The sequence below is a fragment of the Streptomyces flavochromogenes genome, from assembly GCF_000717595.1.
Lineage (GTDB): Bacteria > Actinomycetota > Actinomycetes > Streptomycetales > Streptomycetaceae > Streptomyces > Streptomyces flavochromogenes.
The window spans coordinates 177,037-195,383 of sequence record NZ_JNZO01000013.1; the positions used below are offsets into that span (position 1 = coordinate 177,037).

At 70.9% G+C, this 18,347-nt stretch carries 17 protein-coding genes and 2 pseudogenes; 8 read left to right on the forward strand and 11 right to left on the reverse strand.

Annotation, left to right across the window (positions count from 1 at the left end; translation table 11 throughout):
* Nucleotides 1–24: 24 nt before the first annotated feature.
* Together IF00_RS0117890 and IF00_RS0117895 are read right to left on the reverse strand one after the other, a co-directional pair.
* The gene (locus tag IF00_RS0117890; protein WP_051820366.1) at nt 25–1,257 is read right to left on the reverse strand and encodes a cytochrome P450 family protein; all 1,233 of its coding nucleotides are present in this window, start codon (nt 1,255–1,257) and stop codon (nt 25–27) included.
* Between the two features lie 164 nt (nt 1,258–1,421).
* Nucleotides 1,422–1,853 carry a subtilase-type protease inhibitor gene (locus tag IF00_RS0117895; protein ID WP_030319210.1) on the reverse strand — a complete coding sequence of 144 codons (432 nt, stop codon included), beginning with the start codon at nt 1,851–1,853 and terminating at the stop codon, nt 1,422–1,424.
* Nucleotides 1,854–2,345: 492 nt separating this feature from the next.
* Between IF00_RS0117895 and IF00_RS0117900 the strand changes: the two genes are divergently transcribed.
* Together IF00_RS0117900 and IF00_RS48045 are read left to right on the forward strand one after the other, a co-directional pair.
* Complete coding sequence (locus IF00_RS0117900; RefSeq protein ID WP_030319211.1) at nt 2,346–3,176, forward strand: alpha/beta fold hydrolase; 831 nt, start codon at nt 2,346–2,348, stop codon at nt 3,174–3,176.
* Between the two features lie 15 nt (nt 3,177–3,191).
* A pseudogene (locus IF00_RS48045) lies at nt 3,192–3,401 on the forward strand (YqeB family protein); the annotation flags it as partial.
* A 110-nt stretch (nt 3,402–3,511) separates the two neighbouring features.
* On the opposite strand, the pseudogene IF00_RS0117905 reads toward IF00_RS48045, so the two are convergent.
* Nucleotides 3,512–3,721, reverse strand: a pseudogene (locus tag IF00_RS0117905) (LysE family transporter); the annotation flags it as partial.
* A gap of 139 nt (nt 3,722–3,860) precedes the next feature.
* On the opposite strand from IF00_RS0117905, the gene IF00_RS0117910 reads away from it, so the two are divergent.
* Complete coding sequence (locus IF00_RS0117910; protein ID WP_030319214.1) at nt 3,861–4,418, forward strand: cytochrome b; 558 nt, start codon at nt 3,861–3,863, stop codon at nt 4,416–4,418.
* Nucleotides 4,419–4,459: 41 nt separating this feature from the next.
* Here the strand turns inward: IF00_RS0117910 and zwf are convergent, their stop codons facing one another.
* From zwf to IF00_RS0117940, 6 genes are all read right to left on the reverse strand, one after another.
* Complete coding sequence (gene zwf / locus IF00_RS0117915) at nt 4,460–5,911, reverse strand: glucose-6-phosphate dehydrogenase (protein WP_030319216.1); 1,452 nt, start codon at nt 5,909–5,911, stop codon at nt 4,460–4,462.
* Between the two features lie 432 nt (nt 5,912–6,343).
* A complete protein-coding gene (locus tag IF00_RS0117920) occupies nt 6,344–7,234 on the reverse strand; it encodes an oxygenase MpaB family protein (RefSeq protein ID WP_030319217.1) in 891 nt (296 codons plus the stop codon).
* A 180-nt stretch (nt 7,235–7,414) separates the two neighbouring features.
* Nucleotides 7,415–8,599 carry a PP2C family protein-serine/threonine phosphatase gene (locus tag IF00_RS0117925; protein ID WP_030319219.1) on the reverse strand — a complete coding sequence of 395 codons (1,185 nt, stop codon included), beginning with the start codon at nt 8,597–8,599 and terminating at the stop codon, nt 7,415–7,417.
* A gap of 727 nt (nt 8,600–9,326) precedes the next feature.
* Complete coding sequence (locus tag IF00_RS0117930) at nt 9,327–9,953, reverse strand: HIT family protein (protein ID WP_037638455.1); 627 nt, start codon at nt 9,951–9,953, stop codon at nt 9,327–9,329.
* Between the two features lie 124 nt (nt 9,954–10,077).
* Nucleotides 10,078–10,758, reverse strand: a complete 681-nt coding sequence (locus IF00_RS0117935) for a class I SAM-dependent methyltransferase (RefSeq protein ID WP_030319222.1) — start codon at nt 10,756–10,758, stop codon at nt 10,078–10,080.
* A 134-nt stretch (nt 10,759–10,892) separates the two neighbouring features.
* Complete coding sequence (locus IF00_RS0117940) at nt 10,893–11,246, reverse strand: PRC-barrel domain-containing protein (protein WP_030319224.1); 354 nt, start codon at nt 11,244–11,246, stop codon at nt 10,893–10,895.
* A 315-nt stretch (nt 11,247–11,561) separates the two neighbouring features.
* Here IF00_RS0117940 and IF00_RS0117945 point away from each other — a divergent pair, with 315 nt between their 5' ends.
* A complete protein-coding gene (locus IF00_RS0117945) occupies nt 11,562–12,974 on the forward strand; it encodes a purine-cytosine permease family protein (RefSeq protein ID WP_388311202.1) in 1,413 nt (470 codons plus the stop codon).
* A gap of 188 nt (nt 12,975–13,162) precedes the next feature.
* Here IF00_RS0117945 and IF00_RS42700 read toward each other — a convergent pair whose 3' ends face one another.
* Nucleotides 13,163–13,609 carry a hypothetical protein gene (locus tag IF00_RS42700; RefSeq protein WP_030319227.1) on the reverse strand — a complete coding sequence of 149 codons (447 nt, stop codon included), beginning with the start codon at nt 13,607–13,609 and terminating at the stop codon, nt 13,163–13,165.
* 145 nt (nt 13,610–13,754) lie between these two features.
* Between IF00_RS42700 and IF00_RS0117955 the strand changes: the two genes are divergently transcribed.
* The 3 genes from IF00_RS0117955 to IF00_RS0117965 all read left to right on the forward strand — a co-directional run bounded on the left by IF00_RS0117955 (nt 13,755) and on the right by IF00_RS0117965 (nt 16,405).
* Nucleotides 13,755–14,495 carry a class I SAM-dependent DNA methyltransferase gene (locus tag IF00_RS0117955; RefSeq protein WP_030319228.1) on the forward strand — a complete coding sequence of 247 codons (741 nt, stop codon included), beginning with the start codon at nt 13,755–13,757 and terminating at the stop codon, nt 14,493–14,495.
* A gap of 316 nt (nt 14,496–14,811) precedes the next feature.
* Nucleotides 14,812–14,904 carry a putative leader peptide gene (locus tag IF00_RS48050; protein WP_388311199.1) on the forward strand — a complete coding sequence of 31 codons (93 nt, stop codon included), beginning with the start codon at nt 14,812–14,814 and terminating at the stop codon, nt 14,902–14,904.
* Nucleotides 14,905–15,001: 97 nt separating this feature from the next.
* A complete protein-coding gene (locus tag IF00_RS0117965) occupies nt 15,002–16,405 on the forward strand; it encodes a sulfatase family protein (protein ID WP_106975827.1) in 1,404 nt (467 codons plus the stop codon).
* Between the two features lie 49 nt (nt 16,406–16,454).
* On the opposite strand, the gene IF00_RS0117970 is transcribed toward IF00_RS0117965, so the two are convergent.
* The gene (locus tag IF00_RS0117970; RefSeq protein WP_030319232.1) at nt 16,455–17,123 is read right to left on the reverse strand and encodes an SDR family NAD(P)-dependent oxidoreductase; all 669 of its coding nucleotides are present in this window, start codon (nt 17,121–17,123) and stop codon (nt 16,455–16,457) included.
* A gap of 249 nt (nt 17,124–17,372) precedes the next feature.
* On the opposite strand from IF00_RS0117970, the gene IF00_RS0117975 reads away from it, so the two are divergent.
* A complete protein-coding gene (locus IF00_RS0117975) occupies nt 17,373–18,167 on the forward strand; it encodes an SDR family NAD(P)-dependent oxidoreductase (protein WP_030319234.1) in 795 nt (264 codons plus the stop codon).
* The last annotated feature ends 180 nt before the right edge of the window (nt 18,168–18,347 follow it).

Consider the following 18,347-nt stretch of genomic DNA (forward strand, 5'->3'; position numbering starts at 1 on the left):
TGCTGATCCGATCAGGTGACGGAACTACGGCTTGAACACGCCTTCGGCGATGACCCCGTACGGCGACTGTGCGGTATTCGGGCGAGCCAGAACGGGTAGCGATGCCGGCCCTCGGACGAGTCGGGTGTGCCGCCGTTCCAGTTGGTCCGCCGGGACGGCGAGACGGACGCCGGGGAACCGGGTCAGAAGTGCTCGCAGGGCGATCGCCACCTCTGCCTTCGCCAGTGGCGCACCGACACAGCGGTGGATGCCGTGGCCGAAGGCGAGGTGGGCCGTCGCGTTCCGGTCCAGGTCGAGCCGGTCCGGCGCCGGGAACCGCGCGGGGTCCCGGTTGGCTGCCCCCAGTGCGATCAGGACGGGGACCCCGGCCGGGACAGTGGTACCGCCGAGCGTGACGGCTTCCGTGGTGAACCGGAAGGTGGCCGTACTCACCGCCGAGTCGAACCGGAGCAGTTCGTCCAGCGCGGCTGGGATGCCGTCGGGCTTCGCCCGCAGGCGATCCAGCGCGGCCGGGTGCTGGAGCAGTGCCAGAAGGGCGTTGCCCAGTGCGTTGGTGGTGGTCTCGTGGCCGGCCACGAGCAGAAGCACACCCAGGGAGACCAGTTCCTCCTCGCTGAGGTGATCGTCTCCGTCGCGAGCGGCGATGAGCCGGTCGAGGAGTGAGCTGCCGGGATCCTGTCGCTTGGCTGCGATGAGATCCGTCATGTAGTCGGCCATCGCGTGCGAGGCGGCATCGATGACTTCGGGTTGCCCTGCCGCGAAGAGCTGCGCCGACCAGCGCCGGACGTCGTGCCGGTCCGCCTGCGGAACTCCGAGCAGCTCGCAGATCACGATGACCGGCAGGGGCACCGCCAGGCCGGCCACGAAGTCGAACGTGCCGCCGGCGGGCCACTGGTCCAGCAGCTCGTCGGTCACGCGGGCGATGAACGGGCGTAGCCGCGCGACGGCCCCGGTGGTGAACGCCTGGGTCACCAAGGTGCGCAACCGGGTGTGCTGGGGCGGGTCGACGGCCAGCATCGTGCGGGCGGCTGCGGGGTGCAGACGGCGCCGTGACCCCTTGCCCGCGAAGAACGCGGTCGTGTCCTTCGAGAGGCGAGCGTCACCAAGGGCCTCTCGGGCTTCCGCATAGCCCGTCACCAGGTAGCCGGGGCGCCCGCCGGAGCCGGGGACGGGCCGCACCGGGGATATGGAGCGCATGGCCGCGTAGGCCGGATAGGGGTCCTGGAGGAATCGGGGTTCCTGAGTCGGGTCGGTCATGTCCTCAGGCTCCAACGGGCTCCGGTCGTCCGTGGACTGCGACACGCCCGGCCGGGCCGGCGATCGTCGATCGTCGACGCGGTGCCCGGCCCTCAAGGGGATTCCCGGAGATCCGTGGTCGTGGCGTGGGTACGCCACGACCACATGGCTCACCGGCCGAGCCGTCAGAACGCGAAGGCCGCCCCGCCGTTCAGGGTGACACCCATGGCACAGGCGTTGCCGAACGTGTACTGCCACGAGGTCCGGGACCCCTCCCACACACCGTCCACGGTGACGGTGACGGGGTCGAAGTGCTGCGGGCACATCCGGTCCGGGGCCGGTGAGGCCAGCAGGCCCTCGAAGGCACCGCTCTGGGAGACGGCCTTGAGCTCGGCGCAGGCGGCCTCGGGGGCGGGGTGCGTTCCGGAGGCGGTCGGCGCGCAGCTGAGCGTGACCGCGCGCAGGACGGTGACCGAACTCGCGTCCGCGCCCTTGCTGATGCTCAGCACGACGGCGGAGGGGGTGTACAGGCTTTCGGTCCGGGCTTCCGCGACGGTGGCGGTGCCGGCGAGGCAGAGGAGAGCGGACGCGGAAACCGCAGCGAAACGGCGAAGCATGACGGGGACTCGCTTTCAATTCAAAGGGTTGAGGCGTCATCTACCTTGCGATCACCGCCTCGATTGCGCTTTGGAGTGTGTCTGACACGCAGAGCGATCGCATCTTCGTGGTCGGTATCCGGACAGGTGCCCCCGCATATCGATGATCGAATGAATGTTCTGCAGGTCAGGGACCGTCCCGGACGGCTCCGTCGCGGCCGCGCACCCGCCCGCTCCAGCCCCGCAGCGACCGCCGGCCTGCGCAAGGACACGCCAGGTTTACCGACCGGCCGTTCAGTACGACCGATTAACGACGCTCGCGAGTCGACGAAGTTCCCCCTCGGGCGCTTATTGCACCAAATGAGAGAAATGCCGTATGCGGGTAAGTTTCTGCAACGAGGCTGCGACTCGGCCGGTCGCTCCGCGTGGGCCGTGTCCGAGTCACGGACCGCCTCTTTCCGTGGACAGACCCACAGGGGGCATCTCATCGGTACATCTGGGCGGAGGAAATCCGTGGGAACTGTGACTGCACAAGACGGCACCAGCATCTTCTACAAGGACTGGGGGCCACGCGACGCACAGCCGATCGTGTTCCATCACGGCTGGCCTCTCAGCGGCGACGACTGGGACAACCAGATGCTCTTCTTCCTGGAGCACGGCTACCGGGTCATCGCCCATGACAGGCGCGGACACGGCCGTTCCGGCCAGAGCGCGACCGGCCACGAGATGGACACCTACGCTGCCGACGTGGCAGCGGTGACCGACGCGCTGGACCTGCGCGATGCCGTCCACATCGGCCATTCGACCGGGGGCGGAGAAGTCGCCAGGTACGTCGCCCGCGCCAAGCCGGGACGAGTGGCGAAGGCCGTGCTCGTCGGGGCCGTCCCGCCCATCATGGTCAAGTCCGACTCCAACCCGGGCGGCTTGCCGATCGAGGTCTTCGACGGCTTCCGTGCCTCGCTCGTCGCCAACCGCGCCCAGTTCTACGTCGACGTTCCGGCGGGGCCGTTCTACGGCTACAACCGCCCCGGCGCCGAGGTGTCCCAGGGCGTGATCGACAACTGGTGGCGGCAGGGCATGAGCGGCGCGGCCAACGCCCACTACCACTGCATCAAGGCGTTCTCCGAAACGGACTTCACCGAGGACCTGAAGCAGATCGACGTGCCGGTTCTAGTCGTCCACGGCACGGACGACCAGATCGTCCCCTACGACGACTCGGCGCCCCTGTCGGCGAAGCTGCTGCGCAACGGCCGGCTGAAGAGCTACGAGGGCCTCCCCCACGGAATGCTGACCACGCATCCCGACACCGTGAACCCCGACCTCCTGGCGTTCGTCAAGGAGTGACGGAGCGGAGACCGCCTGTCTCCGTCCTGCCGTACCCGCCTCGACGGTCCGGGCGGGTACGGCAGGACCGGCGGCGGTCGCCACGTCGAGCGGGATCAGCTCGCCGAGGTGGTCACCGACGGCCACGATCCGGTGCTGCGGGGTGCCGACGGTGGGGAACATGTCCGTACCCGGTTGGACAGCGGCCTCGCGGGTCGCCTGCGGTCCGCGTTCGAGCAGCACGGCTACCCCTGGTGCGGCACCGTCGACCCCCACGAGTCCGCCTACACCCTCCGGGGCGACGACACGCCGGGACTCGACGAGACGGCCCACGCGTTGCTGAGAGAGCGCCGACGGGCCGTAGCGGACGCCGCCAGAACGGCGGCCAGGCCGACGACTGTGAGCGTGCCCCAGACGAGCAGCCCCGCCGTGATGCCGCCGACCGTGCGCAGGCCGTCCCGCCAGCCGGACGCGAGGGCTCGCTTCGTCACCACCGCCATGTCCGGGCCGGGGACCAGGGTCAGAACGGCGAGCACACCCGTCGCCGCGAGAAGCTGAACGAACATGGGCTCAGTCTCGCAGTCCGGCCCGCCTCCCCTTCGAAGGTGCAGCCCTGAAACGACGGACCCGGCGGCCGGGGCGACCCGAGCAGGACCTCGCTGTGTCGCGACAGGGACTGGCTTTCGGATGGGGCACGTTGGAGCCATGGGCTCCAACTTCCGCAACGGTCCACATGGCTACGGGATCGTCACCAAGACCCTGCACTGGGCGCTTTTCGCGGCCATCGCCGTGCAGTTCGCCGTGGGCTACCTCCTGGACACGGACGACAGCGGCCGCGGCCGGGGACGTGGTCGGGGACGCGGCGAGGACTCCGGACGGGGGCGCGGGCGTGGCGGGGACGGCGACGCGTACACCCCCTTCGGGGACGACGCGCTGCTCACCGTGCACGTCGTACTCGGCGGCACCGTGCTGCTGCTGGGTGTCATCCGGCTCGTCTGGCGGCTTGCCACGCCGCTTCCGCCGTGGGCACCTGCCCTCACCGCAGGGGAGCGTCGCCTCGCCCACGCCACGGAAGTCGTCCTGTACGCGGCGACGTTCGCCGTCCCCGCCACCGGTCTCGCCCTGCTCCTGTCCGGTGACGACCTGCTCCCCGTCCACATCGCCGCCCAGGTGCTCCTCTACGTCGCTGTCGCAGCGCATGTCGGACTTGTTCTCAAGCACCAGGTGCTCGACCGTGACCATCTGTTGGCCCGCATGCTGTGAGATCGGGGCCCCGGAGGCTGAGAGGGGCCGCGGTCTCGGCGTCAGCTCGCCTCGGGCAGATGCCAGCGGTGGGGCCGGATGAGGTGTCGCAAACTGTCCGGACCCCAGGATCCCGGGGCGTACGGCTCGACGGGCGGTGGCGACTGGAGCAGGGGGGCAGCCACCTCCCACAGACGTTCGATGCCTGCGGCGTCGGTGAAGAGGGACTGGTCACCGAGCATCGCGTCCAGGATGAGGCGCTCATAGCCCTCCAGTGCGTGGTCCTGCGTGAAGGAACCGGCGTAGTCGAAGACCATTTCTGCTTGGGTCAGACGCATGTCGGGGCCGGGCTGTTTGACGAGGAAGCGTGCGGTGATGGTTCCGGGGTCGTCGAAGTCGATGACCAGTTCGTTGTGGCGGCCGTCGGCGGACTCCCGGGCAGCCAGCGGGAACATGCGCAGGGGCGGTTCGCGGAATCCGAGGGTGATGACGTGGCGGCTCTCGGCGAGGGCTTTGCCGGAGCGCAGGTAGAAGGGGACGCCGGCCCAGCGCCAGTTGTCGATCTCGAGGCGCAGGGCTGCGAGGGTCTCGGTGTCGGAGGCCGGGTCGACTCCGGGTTCGTCGCGGTAGCCGGCGTACTGCCCGCGGACCACCCGGGCCGGGTCGAGGGGGCGCAGGCTCTGGAAGACCTTGTCCTTCTCCGCGCGCAGGGAGTTCGCGTCCAGGGTGGCCGGCGGTTCCATGGCGATGAACCCGAGGAGCTGGAACAGGTGTGTGACGATCATGTCGCGGAAGGTGCCGGTGCCTTCGAAGAAGTGGGCGCGGCCCTGGATGTCGATGTGCTCGGGGACGTCGATCTGTACGTGGCTGATGTGGTCGCGGTTCCAGACCGGTTCGAGGAGTCCGTTGGCGAAGCGCAGGGCGAGGATGTTGTCGACGGACTCCTTGCCCAGGAAGTGATCGATGCGGAAGACGCGGGACTCGTCGAAGACGGTGTGGATGGCCTGGTTGAGGGCTCGGGCGGAGGCGAGGTCCGTGCCGAAGGGCTTCTCCACGATCACGCGGGCGTCCTGGGCGAGTCCGGCGGCACCGAGCATCCGCACGACCGAGGCGCATGCCTGAGGGGGTACGGCGAGGTGGTGGAGGAGTCCTGGAGTGCCGCCGATCGCCCGCTCGGCTTCCCGCACGGCGGCGATGAGAGGGCCGGGGTCCTCGGGGTCGGCGGCGCCGAAGGTCAGCCGGCTCTCGAATTCCCGCCATTCCCGGCCCTCGGGCTTGGTCCGGCCGAACTCGGCGACCGCCTCGTGCGCGTGTGCGCGGAACGCGTCGTCGTTGAGGGCGACTGCGGCGGGGGCGGATCCGATGATCCGGTAGTGGCCGGGGAGCAGCCCCGCTCTGGCCAGGTGGTACAGACCCGGCAGGAGTTTGCGGCGGGCGAGGTCGCCGGTGGCACCGGAGATGACGATGACGTGGTCGTCGGGGGTGGGCCCGCCGGAGCCGGGGGGTGTGGCCACGTCGGATCTTCCTTTCGCCGCGGCCGCCGAGCTCGCCGTGCGTCGCGGAGTGGGTTTCGCCGGTGGATTCGCCGAGGGGGCGCGCCTGGCGGGTTCTGTGGGGCTTCTGCGGTCTGCGTGGTCGGGCCACTGCGCGCGTGCCGCGTCGGTGGCTCGCGCATCGGGTCTCGTCAGGACGCGCGGATCCGCGGCGCCGCGTAGGATCCGGTCGCGCCCCGGCCCCGTCGGCGCCTCATGGGTGGGACACGACGGCCACGGGGCAGACGACGTGATCTCCTCCTGCGATCTGCTTCATGGGGCCCACTGTGGAGCCGTCACGGCAGTCCGGCACGTCCCGGCGGGCCGACCGGGCGACGCACGACCGAGCGGCCGGGCGTGGTCCCGTGGTCGTGGCGGTGCACCCGTACGAGATCGCCCGCCCTCGGCGCCGGATCAGCGTGGCGCCGCGGTCTCCTCGCGGGGTGGGAGAGCCGCCATCGCCCAGCGGATCGTCCCCGTCAGCACCCGTCCGGACAGCCGTACGAAGCCCTCCGGCAGGTACGGCGCCGTGCGGAGGTCCAGCAGCGCTCGGGCCCACGGTGGCAGCAGCCGGACCGCGTTCGAGGCGAGTACGGCGTAGGGGCCGCGGGCGGCACGCGGCAGCGGGGGTTCGTGGAGTACGAAGCGGGCCGCGTCCCGGGCCTGCGACGTGGCACGCAGTTCGGGGCGGTAGAGCGCCAGCCTGGCAGCGAGGGCTGTGCGGTCGAGCGGCGGATCGGGGACGCCGAGGGCGCGGGCGACCCGAGCCGCGTCGGCGATGTACGCGTCGCAGCCGGCGCCGTCCAGCGGACCGGCCCCGAAACGCTGGTGTGCGCGCAGGAAGCTGTCCACCTCCGCCACGTGCACCCAGCACAGCAGGTGCGGGTCGGCGGCGTGGTAAGGCTCGCCGGAGGGGGCGACACCCCTGATCCGCTCGTGCACCTCCCGGACGTGGTCCACGGCGCGCTGGGCGTCCTCGGCGGTGCCGTACGTGGTGAAGGCGAGGAAGGTGCTGGTCCGCTGGAGGCGTCCCCAGGGGTCGCCACGGAAACCGGAGTGCCCTGCGACGGCGGCCATGGCGCGCGGGTGCAGGGACTGCAGGAGGAGCGCGCTCAGGCCGCCGATGAACATGGACGCGTCCCCGTGGACGGTGCGGATGGGCCGCTCGGGGCCGAACCAGCGCGGGCCGGGGGCGCCGTGGATACGGGCCCGGTTCTGCGCTCCCGAGGGTCCCGCGACGTGGCTGAACAGGCTGGTGCCGACCCGCTCACGCAGGCCCGGACCCGACTTCTCGGACAGGTTCACGCTTCCATCGTCGCGCGCGGAGGCGCGGAACGGGAGAGTCGCCGGTCCGCTCGGCCGCCGCGCGCGGGGATGCCGGTGGCCGGGCGCCTCCAGAGTGTCCATGGGCCCCTTCCCGGCCTCCCCGCGTGCCTCGTGTCTCGCGGATCTGCAGCGCGGGAGACGCGGCGTCGGGCGTACCGCTCATCGGCCGTGTCCTCCCCAGGGGCCACGCCAGTCCAGGCACAGGACCGTCGCGTCGTCCTTCGGGGGCTCGCCGCCGTACGCGTCGGAGACCGCCGCGACGAGGGTGTGGACGACCTCGCGCGGATGCTCCTCCGCGGTCTCGCGCAGGAGGCCGCGGAGGTCGACCGTCCGTGCGTCTCGTTCCTGCATCCCGTCGGTGTGCAGCAGCAGGCGGTCCCCGGGGCGCAGGTCCAGGTCCTGCACCTGATAGGCACCTTGCTCCGCGATGCCGAACGGGAGGTTGACCGTCAGCTTCAGTTCGTCGACCTCTCCGTCACGCAGCCGCAGCGGCCACGGGTGGCCGGCGTTGACGAGTTGGGCGCTGGATCCGTCCAGGGCGATGCGCAGGAGCTGGCCGGTCGCCAGGGAGTGGCGGCCGTGGTGGAGGAGGGCTTCGTGGGTCTGGCGGGCCTGTTCGGCCAGGTCGTCTCCGGCTCGACGGGCGCCGCGGGAGGCGTTGACGAGCAAGGTGGCCATGAGGGAGGCGCTCACGTCGTGGCCCATGGCATCGGTGATGGACAGGTGGAGGGTACGGGCGTCGAGGCTGTAGTCGTAGGTGTCGCCGGCGATGTCGGAGGCCGGGACCAGGGCGCCGGCGAGGGTGAACTGGAGCGCTTCGCAGCAGGACGCCGACGGCAGGAGCTGGCGCTGGATCTCCGCGGAGAGGCTGACCGTCGCCGTGCGGTTCCCCCAGTGGTAGAGGTCGGTGAACCGGCGGTCGGTGACGATGACGTAGGCGAGCGCGTGCGCGGCCGTCTCGACCTGCTCCAGCACAGTCAGGGGCGCACGGTCGAGCGACACTTCCAGGACTCCGATGATGTCGCCGCGGTGGGTCACCGGGGCGAGCACCCGCTGCCCCTGCTCGCCTTCAGGGACCAGCACCAGGCGTTGACCGCGCAGGACCTCGTCGTAGACCCCGGTGCCGGAGAGCGGAACCTCTGCTTCTCGCTCCTCTTGGCGTACGGCCGCGGTGTCGTGGACGCGCATCAGAAGCCTGCCGACGACGTCGACGCAATGGAACGACACGTACCGGGCATCGATCCGGTCGCGCAGGTCGCGCGTCACGACATCGAGGGAGTCCACCGGCGCCGCGTTCTCCGCCACTGCCAGGACCTCGGCCAGCCCGATCTGCTCACCCGTCACGTCAGCCTCCTGATCTCGCGGCCCGCCGAGGCCACGCCAGGGGTACTGCGTGGCTGCGGGCCCGATCGAGTCGGACGCTACACACTCACGGTCCGCTGTCGCGTTCACACGCCGCGTGGTCCGGCACCGGCCGCACAGGGGCCGTGCGCACCCGGAGCCATCGGACAGGGCGGAGCCTGGGTGCGCTGCACCGTGGGGGCGTGACGCCACGTGAGCAACGGGCGGGCGTGGTGGACCGTCGACCGCGGCGGCGGGACTCCTCCGGGAGGGTGGATCCGGTTGCCACCAAGATCGGCCGCGTTCGACGGTTCCGACCTGCTGAAACAGCATGTTCCCCGCCTGCGCGGCCGGTTGACCGCATCCTCGTGTGCGGCACGAGCGAGCTCGTCGACGACCGGGTCGGGTCACACCTGTGGGTCTCCGCCTGCTGACGTCACCCGCACCCGGACGCCGGCCCGGCGGGACTCCCCCGCCGGGCCGGCGTCCGGTGTCAGGACGCGGTGCGCGCTCATGTGGCCCCCGGCGGCGGCTCAGCGGGTGCGGAAGCACTCGGCAGTTCGTACGGTCGTGTCGGAACCCTCAGGACGGGTATCCCCTGGGCCGGTCCTCGCGTCCCCGCACGTGCGCGAGGACCGGCAACCAACCCTCCGCCGGGAAACTGCGGCCAGGACGCCTGTGCATGACCATGTGTCGGCGCCGAGGGCGAGCCCCGGCGTCCGCCGGTGGTTCAGTCGTCGGTCGACTCGTCGGCAGCCGCGCGACGCCCGCCGGCGGAGGCGACCAAGGCGTCTGCCACGACCGCCGCGTCCGCGTCGGCGACGTCCGCCGGGTATTCCGGCAGCAGATCGTCCCAGACCGGCATCCACGATCCGTACAGCTGGGACTGTCCCTCGGGGCGGGCGAAGAACCAGATGTGCAGGTGCGCTCCTCCGTCCCCGATGCGGTAGACGTGGGCTCGCGAGATGTGGGGCAGGGCCTGCACGTGGCGGACGATGTGAGCGGAGAGGACCCCCAGTTCGGCCGCCAGTTCGTCGGGGAGGTCCGCCATGTCGTAGTGCTCGAGCGGATGCAGCATGAGAACCAGCGGCACACCGACTCCCGCGATCCGCGTGAGCCGCCAACCGTCGTTGAACCAGATCCCCTCGCCCCGGTCACGGCACGACGCGCAGTCCGACGGGTCCTCTCCGTGTCGCGGAGGCTCGGGCAGAACGGGAGGGCGCAGGGGCGAGACGCGCAGTCCGTCCGCTTCGAACGGGCTGATGCTCCACCCTGTCATGCGCGCGAGGGGGAGCCGACGCTCGGCGTCGGCAGCGGCGAGCGCGTGGTCGTAGAACTCGTCAGGTCGCAAAGCCATGGCGCGAAGACTAGTTCGACCTCGCCACTCTGCGAGGACCGGGGTGATCTCCCTCCTCGCCCCGGTACGTCGCCGCCTACAGGATCGGCCGGTCGGGACCGGATCCCTGCGCGTCGGATCAGGATCAGCGCAGTCGGCGGGCGCGCAGCACCAGGTCATCCGTGTGGTGCGCGCCGGCTCCGCCCTCGGGTGCCACGCGGGCGCGCTGCTCGTCGACCTCCACCACCCAGTCGTCGCCGAGGAGGGCCGTGACCATCGAGGGCCAGACGTAGTCGGCCGGGTCGAAGCCGCTCTCGTTCGGCTGCCGGGTGTCCATTCCCGCGTGGTGGACGAGCAGCAGCACACCGCCGACGGCGACGGCCGCGATCAACGCCCGCTCGGCGGCGGCGTCGGGAGTGCGCAGCAGGGCCGGGTACTGGGCGGAGACCAGGTCGAAGGAGGCGGGCGGGAGCGCGGCGTCCGCCAGTGCGGCGTGGACCCAGTGCACGGCGACGTCCGCGTCCCGCGCGTGCCCGGCCGCCCGCTCCAGGGCCACGCCCGAGACCTCGAGCGCGGTCACGTCCCAGCCGCTGCGCGCGAGCCAGACGGCGTCCGCACCCTCACCGCAGCCGACGTCGAGAACACGCCCGGGGGTGAGCCCGGCGACCTCCGCCACGAGCGCGCCGTTCGGCCGGCCGCTCCAGAGTTGTTGCCGGTCGGCGTACCGGTTGTCCCACTCCGCCCGCACTGCGGGGTCTCCGACGTAGGCGTCGGTGGGGGAGGGAGCGTCGTGCGCGGGCGATCCCGCTGCGATGTTCTCGGTCACGGACCCACCATGCCCAACCGGCCCCTCTGATGGCGCGGCTTTTGCCGGTCCGGCAAAGAACGCGTTCGAGAGAGCAAGTGACCGAGCCCGGTCGTGCGGGACGTCATGGCGGGTTTGCCGGGGGGTGCGGCGGCTCACATGTGCGGCATCCCGTAGTACTGGGCGAACTGCTCGAGGTAGCCGGTGTCACGTGGCTGCTTGGTTCGCTCGAACTCGGGGGCGTGCTTGATCTGGTCCTTCGTACGGTCGACGTAGACCGTTTCGCCGTCCCGGTCGACCCGCCGGATGACGCTGGCGGGGAGCAGTACATGCCTGCCGAAGATCCAGACGCCGATGTCGACGACGATGTAGCCGGTTCCGGCCTCGTCGGTGTGCTCGTCGACCTTCCCGATGTCCCCGTCGGTTGCCTCGACCTTGAATCCGACCAGGTCGCTCCCTGTCTCGTAGCCGGAACCGGTGGGGTAGCCCCAGATCTCTTCGTTCGCCATGATCTCTCTCCTTGCTCGCCGTCACTGTCCGGCCAGCCTGCCTCGCGCCGGGTGCGGCCCTGTGCGCGGCGCTCCGGCGACTCCCCTGTCCAGCCGCACGCCGGCCGGAGCGGGAGAGGAGGTGCGGCCCGAGTGCGGGAGGCATGGGCCCTTTTGAAATTCTCCATTCAGGATCTTGATACCTGTTCAACCCTATGCGAGATTCGGCGCACGCAGTCACGTGTCAACGGCTGCGCTCCGTCCGAACACACCGGAATCGCCGCGGGAGAGGTCTCCACCATGCCGGTCCAACACACCCCCGGGGAGCGACTCTCGATGGAGACTCGCACCATCGAGGTCATTCCCGACGCCGAGCGGCACGGCACGCCGCGCAGCCAGTTCACTCTGTGGTTCGGCGCCAACATGCAGATCACCGCGATCGTCGACGGTGCACTGGCCGTCGTCTTCGGCGCCGACGCCCTGTGGGCGATACCCGCGCTGCTCATCGGCAACCTGCTCGGTGGCATCGTGATGGCACTGCACTCCGCGCAGGGACCGCGGCTCGGCGTCCCGCAGATGATCTCCAGCCGCGCGCAGTTCGGCGTCCACGGGGCGGTCCTGCCCCTGCTGTTGGTGATTCTCATGTACCTCGGCTTCGCCGCGACCGGCAGTGTCCTGGCCGGCCAGGCACTCTCCGAGATGCTGCACATCGACAACACCGACGCCGGCATCCTCGTCTTCGGCGCGCTGACCGCCGTGGTCGCGGTCACCGGCTACCGGCTCATCCACATCGCAGGGCGCATCGCCACCGTCGTCGGCGTCCTCGGCCTCGGCTACCTGCTGGTGCGGCTGTTCACGCAGTACGACGTCGGCGCACACGTCGGGAACAAGGGCTTCGAGACGGCGACCTTCCTCCTCGCCGTAGGGCTCGGCGCCGGATGGCAGCTGACCTTCGGTCCGTACGTCGCCGACTACTCGCGCTACCTGCCGCGCGACACCAGCACGCGCGCGACGTTCTGGTCCACGTTCGCCGGCTCCGTCATCGGCTCCCAGTGGGCCATGACGCTGGGAGCGCTCACCGCCGCCGTCGCCGGCAAGACCTTCCTCAGCGACCAGGTGGGCTTCCTCGGCGACCTCGCCGGGCCCGTGGTCCTCGCCTTCCTCATCTACCTGGTGATCGTGGTCGGCAAGCTGACGGTCAACTGCCTCAACGCGTACGGCGGCTTCATGTCGATCCTGACCACCGTCACCGCGTTCGACGGCCGCTCGCGCATCTCGGCCGCCGCCCGCGCCGCCTACATCGTCGGCTTCACCGCCGTGTCGATGGTCATCGCACTGGCCGCGAGCGACGACTTCCTCAACAACTTCAAGAACTTCGTGCTCCTGATCCTGATGGTGTTCACCCCGTGGAGCGCGATCAACCTGGTCGACTACTACCTGGTCTCGCGCGAACGCGTCGACATCCCCGCCCTGTACGACCCGGACGGCCGCTACGGCCGCTGGAACGTCACGGCTCTGACCTGCTACGTCGTGGGCGTCGCCGTCCAGATCCCGTTCCTGGCCACCAAGCTGTACACCGGCGCGATCACCAAGAGGCTCGACGGCGCCGACATCTCGTGGATCGTCGGGCTCGTGGTCACCGCGGCCCTGTACTGGCTGTGGGTGCGGCGCACGGCCAACCCGCCCGCCGAGACCGTGCACCCGGCGGTCACCAGGGCCGGCGACGACACGGCTGCGCCCGTCGGCTGACCCGTACTCCCCCGACGGGCACGACGTGCGCCCACAGGGCGGCGGCGCCGGGCGAGAGCGGTGCGACCGCTCCGCCCGACGCGTCGCCGTCCGCGCCGCGCCACGTCCCCCGACGGCCGAAGACTCCTACCGCACCTGTCGGCGCCGCGAACTGCCGGGCAAGGGCAACGGCGCCGGACGCCGCCGCGTCACAGGGCCCACCAGCAATACAGCCGCCGGCCGGCAGCCCGAGCGCGCCGGGCCAGTCCGGCCAGGGCCTCCAGGACATCGGCCGCGGCCTCGACGCCGATCCCCGTCTGCCGGAGTTCGTCGGTCGCCGACCACCGCTCGGCGGAGCGGAGGAGGTCATCCGGCGTTGCCGTGGCGAGGGCATCGATCAGCGTGTCCGTCAGGCTGACCACGAACGGCGGGCCGTCCTCCGGCTCGGACAGCAGCCGGCCGGACCGCGGGCGCTCGCCGGCCTCCTCATGGCTGCACCCGGTCATGACGGCTTCGAGCTGGACGATCGCGACGACCGGGTCGATGTTCTTGAGGAAGACCACGTCGAGTCCCGCCTCCCCCGGCCCTCCAGGAGTGCGGAGGACGGCGACGGCGGTCTGGTCGTCAGTGGCGGAGAAGTAATCGCACAGCGGCATGCCGGTGATTCTGGCATCCAGGGCAGACAGTGCTGCAGGCGCTGCCACGGCGTTCGACGGGCGCGCGTCCCGGACCGCCTGATCGGAGCAGGTGGACGGAAAATGCGTCGACAGCGCCCTTCGGTACCCGGCAAAGTGGCCGCCCGTGACGAGCAGTGAGCTGTGGACCCGCGCGACCGCCGAACGCTACGACGCCGAGGAGACCGAGACGTCCTCGGCCGCCGTCCTCGGACCGACTCTCGCCTTCCTCGCCGAGCTCGCCGGAGACGGCCGGGCACTGGAGTTCGCCATCGGGACCGGACGCGTGGGCGTCCCGCTCCGGGAACGGGGCGTGCCGGTCGTGGGCATCGAACTGTCCGAGCACATGGCGGCGGTGCTCCGGCGCAAGACCGACGAGGCCACACTCCCGGTCGTCATCGGGGACATGGCCACCACCGTCGTTCCCGGCGAGTTCACCCTGGTCTATCTCGTCTACAACACCATCACGAACCTGCTCACGCAGGACGAGCAGGTCGAGTGCTTCCGCAACGCGGCACGCCATCTGGCGCCGGGCGGCCGATTCGTCATCGAGCTGGGCGTGCCGCCACTGCGGCTCCTGCCGCCCGGCCAGGTCGCGGTGCCGTTCGACGTCTCCGAGCGGCATCTCGGCTTCGACACCTTCGACCTCGTCGAGCAGATCCTCGTCTCGCACCACTTCACCCGCGCCGGCGACGACGGCCACTACCGCCGTGACAACTCCCGGCACCGCTACGCCTGGCCTGCGGAGCTCGACCTGATGGCACGCATCGCGGGGCTCGCGTGCGAACGGCGCGTCGCGGACTGGGACGGGTCGCCGTTCACCCAGGACTCCACGAAGCACATCTCCGTGTGGCGCAAGCCGAGCTGAGGCCGGCCACCGGGCCGTCGACGTGAGCCGTACCCGTCGTGACGAGTCCGGCGCGGACCGGAGCGCGCCTGGTCCCTTCAGGACACGTGCTCCGTCAGGAGACCGCGTCCCGGGCAGGACAGTGCCCATCGGCCTCGTAGATCGCGTTGCCGTCCACTTCGCCGAGGTGGAGGCAGCCGCCGTTGACCCACACGGTGATCTAGTCGGGCCGAGGTTCGACCTGGGGTTCACCGGCATGTCGATCATGCGAACTACGCGCGTCAACCTGCCCGTACGCCGTTGACGGCCCAGGACGGCTCGACAAGACTCCTGGCTCATGCAGCCCCTGCGTGACCGCTCGGTCACCCGCGTCCAGCGCCGACACGTGGACCTCGTCCGTGTCGCCAGCGCTGTCTGTCGCTGCGGCTGACCGGCCGACTTCCCACTCGCCCCGCACGCACGCCTCCTCCGCTCACCCCGCCCGCCGGGCCTCGGAGGCATGCCCGCACGCCCTCCTGGAGACCTGTATGTCCACGCCCCTGTCCCGCCGTGCCCTCGGCGGGGTCGCCGCCGGTGCCGCAGCTGCCGCAGCCCTCGGAGCCACCGCGTCCGCCGCACAAGCGGCCCCCGCGGCCGACCCGCGGGAGCGGCCGTTCCGAGCCGCGCAGCCACGCCGCCACTCACGACGCCCCAACATCCTCTTCATCCTGGGCGACGACCTCGGCTGGGCCGACCTCTCGTCGTACGGCTCCCCGCACATCCGCACCCCTCATCTGGACCGTCTCGCCCGCGAGGGCGTCCGCTTCACCGACGCCTACTCCGGCTCCGCGACCTGCTCCCCCACCCGCTTCAGCCTCTACACCGGCCGCTACCCGGGTCGTACGGAGGGCGGGCTGGCCGAGCCGATCGCCGACAGGTCCGTCGGCCTCGAACCCACCCATCCGACGCTCGCCTCGCTCCTCCGGGACTCCGGATACGCCACCGCCCTCATCGGCAAGTGGCACTGCGGCTACCTGCCCGACTACTCGCCCACCCGTTCCGGCTGGGACGAGTTCTTCGGCAACTTCGGCGGGGCCCTGGAGTACTACTCCAAGCTCGGGCTCGGCGGCGAGTACGACCTCTACGAGGGCAATGCCGAGTACAAGGACCTGCGCTACTACACCCGGATCCTCACCGAGAGGGCAGGCGAGTACGTCGGCCGCGACCACGACAAGCCCTGGCTGCTCAACCTGAACTTCACCACCCCGCACTGGCCTTGGATCGCCGACGGCGACAAGGAGGCGAGCGACGAGATCGTCCGCCGGATCAAGGCCGGCGACCGCTCCGCCCTCTGGCACCAGGACGGCGGCTCCGTCGGGAAGTACAAGGAGATGGTCGAGGACCTCGACCGCTCGATCGGGCAGGTCCTCAAGGCGCTGAAGCGCTCCGGCCAGGAGCAGGACACGCTCGTCTTCTTCGCCAGCGACAACGGCGGCGAGCGCTTCTCCTACAACTGGCCGCTCACCGGCAACAAGGGCTCGCTCCAGGAGGGCGGCATACGCACCCCCTCGATCCTGCGCTGGCCCGCCAGGATCGACGGCGGCCAGGTCAGCGACCTGCCGGTGTTCACGCCCGACTGGACGGCGACCCTGCTCGACCTGGCCGGAGCCCGCCCCCACCCCGCGTACCCCCTCGACGGCACCAGCCTCGCCGGACACCTGCTCCGCGGCGCCGACGTGCCCGAGCGGGATCTCTTCTGGCGGGTGCGGGGCGAGCGGGCGCTGCGCCGCGGCGACTGGAAGTACTACCGGGGCAAGTCCGGCCGCGACCAGCTCTTCCGTCTGTCCGAGGACTCCCGCGAGCAGGCGGACCGGGCACCGTTCGAGCCGGCGCGACTCGCCGAGCTGCGGGCGGCCTGGGAGCGGATCGACGCGGGACTGCTCCGCTACTGAGCCGTGACGGACCGTGCGGCGGTCCCGCTCCCGAGCCGCCGCACACGCGTCAGCGAGCCTCTCCTGGACCTGCCCGGTGGAGCACTTCTCGCTCCCACTGCCCGTGCGGCTGGGTGTGCAGGCGCCAGTAGTGCTCGGCGATGTCGTCGGGGTCGTACGCCGTCCCGGGTGCGACGACTCCGCCGACGGTGACCGTGGCGACGTGCACCCCCGACGGTCCGTACTCGGTGTCCAGCAGCTCGACCAGGGCCCGCACACCGGCCTTGCCCAGGGACAGACTCACGTACTGCGGCTTCATCTCGGGCATCCCGCCGGTGACGACGAAGGTTCCCCGCCCGCGCCGTGCCATCCCGGGCAGGATGTGCGCGGCGGCGGTGAGGGCGCCGAGGACGTTGACCGCGTAGGTGTGCGCATGGTCGCGGAGCGGGAGTTCGCCGACGGCGTCGGGCCGGATGACGGCCGCGTTGTAGACCACGACGTCGGGTTCGCCGAGTTCACCCGCGGCGGTGTCCAGGGCGGCGCGCAGGGCCGTGTCGTCGGCGGCGTCGGCAGTGAGGGGCACGGCCCGCACCCCCAGCGAGCCGATGGCCTCGGCCGCCGACTCCACCGTCTCCTTCGACCGCGCGATCAGGGCGACCGGCAGCCCCTCCCGGGCGAACCGCCGGGCCACCGCCTGCCCTATCCCCGGCCCCGCCCCGACGATCAACGCTCCCGCCATGACCGCTCCTTCTCCTCGGAATGCAACGACACGGAGGTCAACTCCGTTCGGCCACCGTGTCTTCCCCGGCGGGCCGGGAACGGCGGCCCCGTCGCGGCGGAGCGGTAGCGCGCCGTGCCGCGCTGCGCCCAGTGGGCCGTACGAAGGGTGGTGCGGGATTGTCCGATGCTTTCTGTCACCGGGCGGGTAGACGGGACGGGTCGGAATGACCGACGCACTCGTCGAGTTCTTCAAGGAGCCAGTCCGGCCATGCTCATCGATCTGACACGACGCACCGCGCTGGTCACCGGGTCCACCCAGGGGATCGGCGCCGCCATCGCCACCGGACTGGCTCGGGCAGGAGCCCGCGTCGGCGTCAACGGGCGGACCGGGGAACGCGTCGAGCACGCCATCGCGGGCATGCGGGCCGAGGTCCCCCACGCGGACCTGGTTCCAGTGGTCGCCGACGTCGCCACCGAGGAAGGCGCACGGCTGGCCGCCGAGGCACTGCCGCACGTGGACATCCTGGTGAACAACCTCGGCGTCTTCGGCGAGGCCGATCCGCTGAAGATCAGCGACGACGAGTGGCGACGCTACTTCGAGGTGAACGTCCTGGCCGCGGTGAGGCTCATCCGTCAGTACCTTCCCGGCATGAGCGAGCGCGGCTGGGGGCGGATCCAGAACATCGCGAGCGACTCGGCGGTGGTGATCCCCGCCGAGATGATCCACTACGGCATGTCCAAGACCGCCCTTCTGGCGGTGACGCGCGGCTTCGCCAAGCAGGCGGCGGGGACAGGTGTCACCGTCAATTCCGTCATCGCCGGCCCCACGCACACGGGCGGCGTGGAGCAGTTCGTGTACGAGCTGGTGGACCGCGCCCTTCCCTGGGACGAAGCGCAACGCGTCTTCATGCGCGAGTACCGTCCGCAGTCCCTGCTGCAGCGGCTCATCGAACCCGAGGAGATCGCCCACATGGTGGTGTACCTCGCTTCGGAGCAGGCGTCCGCCACCACCGGCGGCGCGCTGCGCGTGGACGGCGGGTACGTCGACTCCATCCTGCCGTAACGGAGACACCGGCGGCCGTGCCGCTGTGCGGGCGCGCTCGGCGCGCCACCCCCGCTCGGGATTCGTGAGCCTGTTTCTGCGCTGGGCGCACCCGTGGACCGCGCCGTCGCGCTGTGCGCTCGCCGGATCAAGTGAATACGGGCGGGGGCGTGTTGGTCTCGTCATGCCTTCGGGCACCTT